At 60.0% G+C, this 11,962-nt stretch carries 8 protein-coding genes; 4 read left to right on the forward strand and 4 right to left on the reverse strand.

What is annotated here, in order from left to right:
* From argH to ACMLHG_RS13720, 4 genes are all read left to right on the forward strand, one after another.
* A partial coding sequence (gene argH, locus ACMLHG_RS13705; protein WP_417170850.1) for an argininosuccinate lyase occupies window positions 1-1,403 on the forward strand: 1,403 nt, incomplete at its 5' end.
* A gap of 125 nt (window positions 1,404-1,528) precedes the next feature.
* Window positions 1,529-2,419, forward strand: a complete 891-nt coding sequence (gene rpsB, locus ACMLHG_RS13710; RefSeq protein WP_294433808.1) for a 30S ribosomal protein S2 — start codon at window positions 1,529-1,531, stop codon at window positions 2,417-2,419.
* Window positions 2,420-2,449: 30 nt separating this feature from the next.
* Window positions 2,450-3,259 carry a translation elongation factor Ts gene (gene tsf / locus ACMLHG_RS13715; protein WP_294433810.1) on the forward strand — a complete coding sequence of 270 codons (810 nt, stop codon included), beginning with the start codon at window positions 2,450-2,452 and terminating at the stop codon, window positions 3,257-3,259.
* A gap of 99 nt (window positions 3,260-3,358) precedes the next feature.
* The gene (locus tag ACMLHG_RS13720) at window positions 3,359-4,282 is read left to right on the forward strand and encodes a DMT family transporter (protein ID WP_417170851.1); all 924 of its coding nucleotides are present in this window, start codon (window positions 3,359-3,361) and stop codon (window positions 4,280-4,282) included.
* Window positions 4,283-4,286: 4 nt separating this feature from the next.
* On the opposite strand, the gene ACMLHG_RS13725 is transcribed toward ACMLHG_RS13720, so the two are convergent.
* The 4 genes from ACMLHG_RS13725 to ACMLHG_RS13740 all read right to left on the reverse strand — a co-directional run bounded on the left by ACMLHG_RS13725 (window position 4,287) and on the right by ACMLHG_RS13740 (window position 11,902).
* On the reverse strand, window positions 4,287-5,246 hold the full coding sequence (locus tag ACMLHG_RS13725) for a LacI family DNA-binding transcriptional regulator (protein ID WP_417170852.1): 960 nt from the start codon (window positions 5,244-5,246) through the stop codon (window positions 4,287-4,289).
* Window positions 5,247-5,358: 112 nt separating this feature from the next.
* Complete coding sequence (locus ACMLHG_RS13730) at window positions 5,359-9,264, reverse strand: carbohydrate binding domain-containing protein (protein ID WP_417170853.1); 3,906 nt, start codon at window positions 9,262-9,264, stop codon at window positions 5,359-5,361.
* 34 nt (window positions 9,265-9,298) lie between these two features.
* Window positions 9,299-10,087 (reverse strand): hypothetical protein, encoded by a 789-nt coding sequence (locus ACMLHG_RS13735; protein WP_417170854.1) that lies wholly within the window; start codon window positions 10,085-10,087, stop codon window positions 9,299-9,301.
* A 36-nt stretch (window positions 10,088-10,123) separates the two neighbouring features.
* A complete protein-coding gene (locus ACMLHG_RS13740) occupies window positions 10,124-11,902 on the reverse strand; it encodes a glycosyl hydrolase family 95 catalytic domain-containing protein (RefSeq protein ID WP_417170855.1) in 1,779 nt (592 codons plus the stop codon).
* Window positions 11,903-11,962: the final 60 nt, after the last annotated feature.

An 11,962-nucleotide genomic window follows, 5' to 3' on the forward strand; every position in this document is an offset into this window, starting at 1 on the left:
TTTTTCAGCAAAATCAACTGCGAGGTGGTTTCATGGCTCTCTGGGGCGGCAGATTCAGTTCGGCGACTCGGGACGAGGTCGCCCTCTATTCCGAATCGATCTCTTTTGACAAACGACTCTACAAGCACGACATCGAAGGCAGCAAGGCGCATGTGAAGATGCTCGCCGCTCGGGGGATCATCCCCGAGGCGACCGCGGAGGCGATCCGCGCCGAGCTGGACAACATCCGCCGTTGCATTGAATCCGGCGATTTCACCTACGATATCTCGATGGAAGATATCCATATGCACATCGAAAGCGCGCTCATCGACGTGCTCGGCGCCGAAGGGGCCCGCGTCCACTCCGCCCGCAGCCGCAACGATCAGGTGGCGCTGGATATCCGGCTCTATCTGCGCGATGAAATCGATTTGCTCATCGATGAACTTCGCGCCTTCCAGCGCGCGCTGGTCGGACAGGCCGCCGCTCATCCCCGCGCCATCATGCCGGGATTCACCCATCTTCAGCATGCGCAGGTGGTGCTTTTCGCCCATCATATGCTCGCCTATGTCGAAATGCTCGACCGCGACGCCGAACGGCTCGCCGACTGCCGCCGCCGCGTCAACGTCATGCCGCTCGGCTCCGGCGCCCTGGCCGGAACCACGCTGCCGATCGACCGCGAAATGGTCTGCCGGGAACTCGGCTTCGAACGGGTCACCCGCAACAGCATGGACGCGGTCGCCGACCGTGATTTCGCCATCGAACTGGTCAACGCTCTGGCGATCTTCGCGATGCACGCCAGCCGCCTCTCCGAGGATCTCATCCTCTGGTGCAGCCAGGAGTTCGGATTCGTCGAACTCGATGACGCCTTCTGCACCGGTTCCTCGCTGATGCCCCAGAAGAAGAATCCCGACGTCTGCGAGCTCACCCGCGGCAAGACGGCGCGGGTCTACGGCGACCTCACCGCGCTGCTCACGATGTGCAAAGGGTTGCCGCTTACCTACAACCGTGACCTCCAGGAGGACAAGGTGGCGATCTTCGACGCGCTCGATACCGCGAAGATGATCCTCAAGGTCTACCCGCCGATGATCGAGACGATGAAGATCCGCGAGGAGGCGATGCGCGCGGCGGCGTCCGATCCGGCGCTGATGGCGACCGACCTTGCCGAAAAGCTGGTGGAGCTCAAGGTGCCGTTCCGCAACGCCCACCACCGGGTCGGTTCGTTCGTCCGCTATTGCCGCGAACACGGGAAACGGCTCAACGAGGTGACGCTTGAGGAGATGCGCGAAACGATTCCGGAGGCGACGCCGGAGTTCCTCCAGCTGTTCGACCCGGAGCAGAGCGTTGCCAAACGTGACATCACCGGCGCGACCGGCTTCGATCAGGTGGCGAAACAGATCGAATTCTGGAAAAAAACGCTGGCGTGAACTTGTAAATCCGTTGATCGGAACTATATTAAACAATCCGCGTCCGATGGGGGCGCGGGAGACAACCAAACCAATGGCGACTTGAAACGAAAAAAGCGCCGCGAACAGGAAAGGAAGCCGTGAAAATGGCGAAAATCACCATCAATGATCTGTTGGAAGCCGGGTGTCACTTCGGTCACCAGACCCGCCGCTGGAATCCCCGCATGAAGGACTATGTCTACGGGGCCAAGAACGGGATCTCCATCATCGACCTCACCAAGACCATGTATCAGATTGCGGCTGCCTGCAACTTTCTGCAGCGCATCGTTGCCAACGGCGGCGACATCCTGTTCGTCGGCACCAAGCGGCAGATCCGCGAACTGGTCCGGAACATGGCCGAAGAGACCGGCATGTTCAGCGTCTCCGAGCGCTGGCTCGGCGGCACGCTGACCAACAATGTGACCATCTGCAAGAGCATCACCAAGATGGCCGAAATCGACCAGACGCTGAATTCGGAATCCGCCAAGTCGATGAAGAAGAAAGAGGTTTCCAGTCTGGCCCGCCGCGCCGAGAAGCTCCATCGCGATCTGGACGGCATCGCCGGCATGAAGCGTCTGCCCGCCGCGCTGGTCGTGATCGACGTCTGCAACGAGGCGAACGCGGTTCGTGAAGCCAACAAGCTGAATATTCCGATCGTGGCGATTGTCGATACCAACGGCGACCCGACGCTGGTGGATTACCCGGTGGCGGCCAACGACGATGCGGTCAAGTCGGTTCAGATCATCACCGGTCTCTTCGTCGAGGCGATCAAGGTCGCCAAGGAGATCTACCAGAAGAAGGTGACCGAGGAGCGGGAAGCCGCCGAAGCCGCCAAGAAGCTGGCTCAGGAGAAGGCCGATGATGCCGAGAAGGCGGAGAAGGCCGACAAGCCGCGCCGCGCGCCGCGCCGCAAGAGCGCCGATGACAAGCCGGTGAAGGCCGAGGCCGCGAAGAGCGAGCCCAAGGCGGAAGAAGCCGCCGCGGAAAAGGCCGAGTAAGCCAACCGATTGACATGAGGAGTGTGAAAAATGATTACTGCTAAGATGGTACAGGAGCTTCGGGAGAAGACCGGAGCCGGCATGATGGATTGCAAAAAGGCGCTGACCGCCGCTGACGGCGACATGACGCTGGCGATTGAAAACCTGCGCAAGTCCGGCGCCGCCAAGGCGGAGAAGAAGTCCGGCCGCGCCACCAACCAGGGCAAGGTCTGGACCAGCATCAACGACGATGCCGCTGCGATTGTCGAGGTTCTCTGCGAGACCGACTTTGCGGCGAAGACCGACAAGTTCGGCAATCTGGTCAAGAGCATTGCGGACAGCGCGCTCAAGGCGGCCGGCGAAGGCGACGTCACGGTTGCGGTGAACGAGGCGGAGAAGAACAACCTGACCGATCACATCGGTGTCATCGGCGAGAACATGCAGATTCGCCGCGCGGCCCGCTGGAAGCGTTCCGAAGGCTGTGCGTTTGCCAGCTATCATCATATGGACGGCCGGGTCAGCGTGCTGGTCGAGGTCGAGGGCGAGACCGATCCGGTCGTGCTCAACGACATCTGCCTGCACATCGCCGCGTTCAGCCCGAAATACATCAGCGAGTCGGATGTGCCGGCTGAAGTGATCGCCAAGGAGAAGGAGATCGCCGCCGCCGCCGATCCGAAGCTGGCGAACAAGCCGGCTGCGATGCTCGACAAGATTCTTTCCGGCAAGATCCGCAAGTTCTTCTCCGAAGTCTGCCTGATGGATCAGCCGTGGGTCAAGGACGACAAGACCACGCTGGCGAAGTTCCGCCCGAATCTCAAGGTGCGGCGCTTCATCCGCTGGGAGGTCGGCGAAGAGCTGTAACTCTTTGTTGAACCAGAGAAACACGGGCCGGAATGCAAATCCAGTCCGTGTTTTTTTATCTGCCGGTTTCCGCGATGGAGCCGGCGGAGTGTGAAACGAATGGTACATTTCAGTGAAACAACGCGGGCATTCTGCTTCCTTCATCTATCCATCCTGTTTGCGGGATTCACCGGCATTTTCGGGAAGCTGATCGCCCTTTCGAGCGGCGTGATGGTCTGGTGGCGGATGCTGTTCACGGCACTTCTGCTGATTCTGCTGCGCCGGTTCCTGCGGGTTGCGGGACTGTGCACCTGGCGGGACCGGCTGAAAATTTCCGGTGCGGGATTGCTTCTGGCCCTGCACTGGCTCTTCTTTTTCGGCAGCATCAAACTGTCGAATGTCTCGGTCGGGGTCGCCTGTTTCGGAATGATCGGATTTTTTTCGACGATTCTGGAGCCTTTGCTGCTGAAACGGAAATTCGAGTGGCTGGAGCTGGGGTGCAGTCTGCTGTCGATTGCGGGCATTCTGCTGTTCTTCTCTCTCGATCTGCGGTTTCGAACCGGAATTCTACTGGGAATTGTTTCGACGCTGCTCGCCTCGCTTTACACGATCGCCTCCCGTTTTCTGGGGCGGAGTTATTCGACGGAAACGATCCTGTATGGGGAGATGTGCGGCGGATTTCTCGCCTTGACGCTGCTTCTGCCATGGTATTTTCTGTGTTTCCCGGCCGTTCGTCTGTTGCCGAGCCTGCCGGAGCTCGGGGAACTGGTGGTGTTTGCCGCCGTCTGCACGGTGGGGCTTTACTGGTGCCAGATCCGTGCCTTGAAGACGATTTCCGCCTTTACGGTGAACTTGAGCTACAATCTGGAGCCGGTGTACAGCATTCTGCTGGCGATGCTGATTTTTCAGGAGCACCGGGAGCTCTCCGCCTCCTTTTACGGCTGCCTGTTTCTGCTGATTCTGTCGGTGTCTCTGCAGAGCCTGCGCCAGTTCCGGCTGCAGGGGGAGACGGCGGGGCAAAAGAGACTGTTTCCCGGCCGGTGAGGGATCAGGAGCGGGAGTTGTCCGGCGGTGGAGCGACGCTGTCGCGCGACCGCAGACAGTAGTCGATGGCGACATCGGCGAGATTCTGTTCGCCGTTCCACTGTTTTTCCAGCAGGGATACGGCGGCGGAAGCCAGCCGGTCCATCCGCTGTTCGATGGTTGTGTGCGGTGGTTGGAGAAATTCGGAAACTTTACGATTTTCCATGGAGATCAATGAAACATCTTCCGGAATCCTGCGCCGGAAGAGATTCAGCGCATGAGCCACTGGCGGCCCCGCCGATTCTCCTGCCGCGAGAATGGCGGTGACACCGGAATCCAGCAGTTTGCGAACTGCATCGACCGCACGATCGCAGGCGATCATATTGACCGCGGTGCCGGAGCATCCGCTTTTTTTCAGATATTGATGGAAGATTTCAATCCGCAGGGAGTTCCCCGGCGGTCCGGGGAGGTTGCTGCAATAGGTGACCAGGCCGAGATTGCGGTGGCCGAATTTGTAGAAATGTTCGAGCGCGAGTTCGATTCCCTGCTGTTCATCGGAGTAGACCTTGTAGATTCCATCGAGGTGATAGCCGGTCGTGTTGATGCAGATCATGGGGAGCGCCCGGTTACGGATCCAGAGTTTTTCCCTCCCGTCCTGATAGGCGATGGAGATTGCTCCGGCGATCACGCAATCGTCGAGGGCGCCGAGATCGGAGGTGGTGACCAGGACGGCGCGATAGTTTCTGTGCCTGAGCTCTTCACGCAGGGCCTGCAGAAGCAGGGCATCGTAGCCGGAATAAAAGCTTTCTCCGGCGATCAAGGCGACGTTCCGGATTCCGGCGCTATGATAGCCGAGCTTTCGAGCGATATTCAGCACATGAGAGCGCATGTGCGGGGTGACCTGCGTGGAACCGCCGAGCACCCGCGATACGGTTGCCGGTGAGACATTCGCCTCCCGGGCGATGGATCGAATTGTCGCTTTCATCGCAATTTCCCCTTTGCGGACTGAACTTTACTATAGCCGCAAAGGGGAGTTTTTGCAACTCTCGAATGATGCTTCTGAACCAATTATGGAAAATCGGCCGCTTCCGGTTCCTTCACCGGGCGAGAATGAGTTTGCGGAAGAGGGCGGGGTTTTTGCCGTTTACAATGCCTTCTCCGCCGAAACAGAGGGTCGTCTGCGCATTTTTCCCGTCGCGGTCCTTCACCGCAAGCGCGAATCCAAAAATCCGGCCCGGAGCCGGGCGTAACGGTGCGAGCGTGCTCCATGGAAAACGCAACCGGTAGATGGTACGATCTCCGTCCCGGCGGATTTCATGCTCCGGGCCGGATACTGCCCCGGGAGGCGCCAGCGGGGATTGCCAGCACCAGAAGCGACTGCCGAGAGAGGCGCCGTATTCGTAGTCATCCGGATCATACCCCGGGCGGCCGGGAACCGCATTATTGCCAGGATCAAACGCCAGCTGAATGGAATCCCCTCGCCAGATCTGATCGCCGGAAAAGGGGTTGTTCTGTTCATCGTCCCTGATTTCCGCCATGACATAGAAGGCGTTGGAATCGTAGCAGAAGAAGAATTTCCCGGAAAGATCATCTGCTCCAGTCCATTTGATGCCCGGATCCGGCGGGAACACATCTTTCCGGGAGTCCAGAATCAGCAGATTCTGCTCCTTCCGGAAGTCGTAGTTGCGCCAGTCCGCAAGCTCCCGTCTGACAACCGGGAGACATTCCGGCAACGGTGCGGAAATCGAAAAGCTTTTGCCACCGTCTTCCTGAAAGGCGACCTCCAGGGAGGCTCCGGATTCCGGCAGGACGAGCGGGCGGATGGAATGCAGAAGTTCACACTTTCCCCGGGGGGTAAGTGTTACGCTGCCGCCCTTGCCGCCGCAGAGAAAAGTGCCATTCCAGGGCCGGTCGAGCCGGTTGTGCAGTACCAGCCGAACCTGACGGTCGGAAATCAGCTGGAGACGAAGCCGGAGCGGCGCGCTTTCTTCCAGCTGCTGTTTCAGCTGCGCTTCCACGGTATCGGCATTTTCTTTTGAGGTGAAAAGATAACAGGGAGAGTCGCCCGGGAGAAGTTCCCGGGAGGCAAGCGGAGTTCCGTAAAGATCGGTCGCCGTGACCTCTGCCGGCAGAGAAATGGGGCGGGGAACGGTTCCCGGTTCGACGCTCCACAAGGCAAAGCAGCTTTGGTTTTCGCTGTCTCCGCGGATCAGCCGGATGTCGCCGGAAAGAATCTCCCGCGCCGCTCCGACCGTGTTGCCGACGGCCCGGATTGCCTGCGCATAGGCGGCCACCGCCGGGAGCGGTTTCGGGCCGCCGTCGTTGCGCCAGATTCCATAATCGAACCGCCCGCCTTCCGGCATGTTGATCATGGTGAACCAGATGAACCATTGCAGCTGCGGTTCACACAGAGAGAGCAGCAACGTTCGCGCCAGGAAAGCCGCCTGCCTGTGGGCTGCCGGGGAGTCATATCCGGAGAAATCACTCAGCGACCAGCCGAGTTCCCCGATGCCCATCTGCAGATGGGGGGCGTATTGATCGAGAATGGCACGGCATTCCCGCAGGGTGTCGAGGCATCCGCCATATTCCGGCGTGGCGGTGAAGCGGCCGTCATCCGCGAGTTCACGCGGGAAGACATAGGGATGGACCGCCAGCACATCGAAGCTCTCCGGCGCATGCTCTGCCACATATCGGATCATATCGATCCCCGGCCTGCCTCCGCTGGCATTCACCACCACCGGCCGGCCGGTGGTTTTAAGCAGCGGCCGGGCGGCGCGGAGCAGTCCGCAGAGATATTCAGCCTGTTCCTGCGGTGTCTTGTCTTTGCGGCGGCCGAGCATGACATCCGGTTCATTGGACATTTCAAATGCGTCGATGCGATCTCCTTCCACGTGGATGAGATAGCGCAGGAAGTTGAGGATATCTGCCGGATTTCTGGCCCAGGTGCCGTTGTCTCTGGCATATGCCGGAACCAGATCGAACCGGCGGACCGTGCCCAGCTGGCGGAAATCGTCGGTGAGCCGTTTCCCGCGCGGAGGATTGGTTTCGCTCCAGGTGACGGGACCGTTCTTTTCGATTTCATCCCATGTGAGGGAGTTGCGGCGCAGCCAGTTGATGCCGATTTTCCGGAGCGCCGCGGCTGGAACGGTTCCGCGGCCCATCTGAAGCCCCCAGTTGCGGCGGGCGGTCGTTGCCGGAGCATCGACGATGACGAAGGGAAAAGAACGGGTCAGGAGTTCCCGGCCGGACGCATCGAAAATTTTCACCTCAGTCGGATAATATCCGGCCTCCCCGGCAAAGCGGCAGGGAATCCGGATATTAACCGGCTGAAACGCCGATTGAAGTGTTTCCGCGTGGAGAGTGCGTCCGCGCAGTTCCAGTTGCAGAGTGAGCGGAAAACGCCCTGTCGGCAGGGCGTTGTTTTTGACCGCGATCTCCAGTTCCGGCACCTCAGAGCCTCGAACCAGAACCCCGCCGGAGGCGCCGGAAAGGACAGGGGAGACGGAAAGGGGTTCCGAGGGCACGAAAGCGGTTGCCCGCTCCCCCTCTTCCAGCTGGATGGCGTCCAGCTGCATTCTGCCGCCCGGTTCGGCCCAGGCGCGCAGGAAGTGGATCGTGTCAACCGCGTTGCCTGTTGTGAAGGTGGCGCTGTATCGCTCCCAACGGTCGCTGAGAAAAAAATCACGGCCGCCGAGGAGCTGGTAGTTCAGCGCCTGTACCTTCAGGGACGCTCGTTTTCCGGCGGTCCCCCGCGCATAAAAACTCAGGACATAGTGGCGGTTCGGCTGGATCAGATCCCGGGTGAACCCGCTCAGAAAAGTGCCGTCGCCGGTGAGCAGCAAACTGCGCTCCCCGTTTGCCGCATCCCCTTTGACGGTGACGGGGCCTTCCGCGTGCATGGCGGTCGGCAGCCAGTCTCCGGCGCCGGTTTCAAAATCGACGTCACCGCGCAGAAGGTTGCGGGAGGTTTTTTTTTCCGGCTCATCCACGATCCAGCGCAGATCCTCCAGGAGGAAATCACCGGCGCCGCCCCGGCTGATGATGGAGAAGAGAATCTGCTTGTCTCCGTCGATCTTCCGGTTGCTGTCGGGGCGGTTGACCACGCCGGCAAACTGGAAGCGGTTCAGCGGAAGTTCCACCTCATTCCAGACGCCCGGCGCGACCTGAAAGCGGGCGGCGAAATCCTCCCAGCCGTCGCGGTACCACTCGCGCAGATTCAATTCATTCGGAGCCTCTCCGGAGAGCAGTTTGATTCGAAAGGCGACGCCGACGGCATTTTTCGGCATGCGGACCGGCGGAAATTCGATTCCCTGATAGACTTTGCACCCGGAGAAATGGATCTTCAGGCCGTTGCCCGCCAGTTCGTAGACCGGTTTGGCGGTCTGTTTGTCAACCACGGTGCGGACTGAACGAAGCTGACCATCCCAGACCAGATGCTGCTTCGGCGCCGGGGAGGGAGTCGTGCCGGCGGCGGCGGCTTCAAACGCCGGGTTGCGGAGCAGGAAGCTGCCGGGTTTCCCGGTGCCGAGCACGGAAAAGATCAGCGGGGCGTCGAGGTCAAGTTTCCGGTTGGAATCCGGATAGTTGACCGCGCCGGTGAACTTGAATTGTGAAAAGGGAACACGATAGGTTTTCCAGCCGTCGCCACCGCATTGGAAGGGGGTCTCGAAATCCTCCCACTTTCCGTTGCGCCACTCCCGCAGGCAGAGTTTGCTCGGACCGGCTCCGGAGAGAATCTTCAGGTCGAAACGTACGGACGCCACTCCCTCCGGAACCGCGGATTCCGGCAGGCTGACCCCCTGGTAGACCTTGCAGCCGGAGAACTGGATTTTGAGCGCAGGAGTTCCTTCCTCCTGCGTCAGCGCAACTTCCGGTTTGGTCGAATACCGGTCGGCGAGCGAGTAGACGCCGCGTTTCCAGTTCGGCCCGCTGCCGGTCCAGATCGGCCCTGCGCAGAGGGCGGTGCAGAGAAGAGGGAAGAAAAATGGGGCGTACAATTTCATACCGGGACTCCTTTCTTTCTGATGGTAAATAGTTTCAGTCGATTTTTTCCAATTCGGCGGTGACGAACTTCGTACCTCCGAGTTTTCGAAAATCAAACAAATTCATCTGTTTTACATGGCCGTCGGCAAATGCCGCGTTGCTGGAGGATTTATGGTGAAGGGAGATCCGGACCGGGGTGCCGTCCGCTTCGCTCTGCAGTTTGAAGTACCAGTAGGGAATGCCCCGTCGCTCTTCCAGCGGCGCTTCTCTGGTGTGGGCGGATTCCCCCAGGAGCAGAAAACTGTTCGGCTTTTTAATCTTGTTGAGAATGTAGTAGGAGAGCAGGCCGGAGTTGTACCAGGCATTCCGGCTTTCCAGCAGTTCCGGGACGCTTTGAAAATGATGGAATGAGTAGGTGTAGAAGAACATCATTTTGTTCCGGTCGTTGGCGTAGTTTGACGGACAGGTGTATTTCGGACAGACCAGCAGATTTCTCGGCAGGTACCGGGTGTTGCCCTGGGAAACCAGATCGGCGAAGGTGCGGTAGGTGGTTCCATCCGGGACCATCCGGTAGAATCCCTTCCCGCCGTAGTCGTGCGAATAGAGCATGCCGCCCCGGTAGGCTTCCTGAAGCTGGGTCAGGCATTTGATGGTCTTTGCCCGCTCCCAGGCTTGGTTCAGGGAGGGAAGCAGCAGACCGGCTAAAATGACGATGATTGCAATAACGATTAACAATTCTACTAAAGTAAAATCTGCATAAATTGGATGAGATTTGCGTTCGGGAAATTCTTTCGGCGGATTGAAACAGCGCGGGAAATCTGTCGGAGAAATTCTTGTTCTCATATTCCATATTCCTCTATGCTTGTGCGAATTGCAACGTCAAAACCCCGGTTCCGGATGACCCGCCTCCGGCACGATCCGGCAGATCGCCTCCAGAAAGATCCCCTCCGCCGTGGTGAAGTAGGGATGCTTCCCGGTCTCCAGTATTTCAAAGGTCTCGCGGAAGCAGCCGGTCTCCGCCGCAATCTGCTCCAGCAGTTCCCGCGCTTCGGCGCGCCGCCCCAGACGCTCCAGCGTGAGCGCCTTCCAGTTCGCATACCAGCTGCAGAGGGATTTCCCCTCCGGATACATGTTGCCGAACTCCTGCTCCCGGGCGAAATAGTCCTCCGCCGCCTGCCGCTGCGCCGGATCCTCCGCTGACAGGGTGCCGTAGGGATAGAGGCCGCTCAGCAGTGCGATGCTTGACCCCGGTTCCGCATCCGGGCAGGGGAGGTAGCGCCCGTTAGCCCGTGGCAGAGACTCCCGCAGTGCCGCCGCGGTCCGTCGCCATTGGATGCGCTGCTCCGGATCGACTCCCAGACGCTCCGCCGTTTCCGCCGCCCGCTCCATCGTCGCAATCGCTCCGCAGGAGGTCATGAACGGATTGAATCGCGCCTGACCGAGCCGCTCCAGATCGGCGCATTTGCCGATCACCAGCCTTTCCCCGTCCGGCGTCACCGCCTGCTCCAGATAGAAGTTGGCGCAGGCGCTCAGCAGAGGATAGCCGCATCGCCGCAGATACTCGTCGTCCTGCGTCGCCCGGCAGTAATCGAAGGCACCCAGCGCCACATGCGCCATGTGAAAGATGTGATCCAGCCAGTGACCCGGCGGACTGCCCTCCACTCCCGCCTCTTCGATCGACTCCCAGACGAATCGGGCCGCTTTGCCCTGGTTGCCGAAGTAGAGAAAATAGCGGGCGCAGGCGGCGGGCAGTGCCGCGAAACGGAAGTCGACGATCTTCTTCGCCAGAGCAAAGTGGCCGGAGGCCAGCAGTCCACGCAGCATAAAGTATTCGTCGAACGCGAAATACCGCCCCTCCCAGTGGCCGTGATACAACCCCACCGGCATGGAGAACCGGGTACTGCTGATGCGCAGATGGTATTCCGCCATGCGCGCGGCCTCCGCCAGACGGCCGGACAGGCGGGGCAGGCGGGACTCCCGGTAAAACTCCGCCCAGGCCCGGCGGGAGGATTGCTCCAGCTCCTCCGCCGACTGGTTTTCCGCCGCGCCCCGTGCCTCGTCGTCGAAGGCGATCTTGAGTGTGAGCTCCCCGGACGGGCAGTCGAGTGCAATTTCCCGGACATCTGCCCGGGCGGGAACTTCGACGGCACTCTCCGGGTGAAAGGAGATTTCCCCCCGGACCGGCTGGAAGCTCTCCACCTCGTATTCCAGCGCCATTCCGGCGGAGCGCACCCGCAGGCGGGAGGGAGCGATCCGGTAGAGGAAGCGGAACCCCGGATGCTCTGCGGCACTCCGTTTTTTGCGGATGACGATCAGATTGCGCTGAAGATGACAGAATACCGTCGTGTCGAGGCGGGAACCGTCCGCATAGTCGGTCCGGCAGTGGCAGAGGCCCGTTTCCGGGTCGAACCCCTGAAGAAATCCAGTGATCGCGGGGTCACCCGGCAGCTCCTGGCGGAACGCGCCGAACGAGATCAGCGGAAACTGCGGATGGTCATACCGCAATCCGGCGCGGACCACGTCGGGGGTCATGCCGCAGTACTCTTGCTGTTCCATGGCGCCGCCGCCGTCGATCTGAAACGATAGGTCGCCGTTGCCGAGTGCGACCGGGACATAGCTCTTTGCCGCGGTCTCCGATTGTGAATAGGTGAGTTTCATCCTTTATCCCGCCGTTGTTTTTGTGCGTTTTTTATAGTGGAAATTACAGATGAAAACCAG

The organism is Victivallis sp., from assembly GCF_048170485.1.
GTDB lineage: Bacteria > Verrucomicrobiota > Lentisphaeria > Victivallales > Victivallaceae > Victivallis.